General features: G+C 42.2%; 1 pseudogene. It reads left to right on the top strand.

Annotated features, from left to right (window positions below):
- Positions 1-230: pseudogene (locus Q4563_RS23215) on the top strand (hypothetical protein); the annotation flags it as partial.

The following is a 230-nucleotide window of genomic DNA, read 5'->3' as shown; positions in this document are numbered from 1 at the left end:
CTACAACAATGGTAATAACCATTGATCGCCCCGATGAAATAAACCCCAATATTTCACTTTTTCACCCACGTGCTTTTGAACAGACTATAGGCGACTTTCTTACCTTTCTTAGGGGCGATGTAGTAAGCAGCGATATGCAGGAATGGCACGCGCCGGTACAGTGGCAACCAATACCTAGAATAAATAATATTTGCGCAAAATTTCAAATACGCTCTGCCTATGATGCTAAC

The organism is Gilvimarinus sp. 1_MG-2023, assembly GCF_030548285.1.
This window is presented reverse-complemented; position numbering and strand designations above follow the sequence as displayed.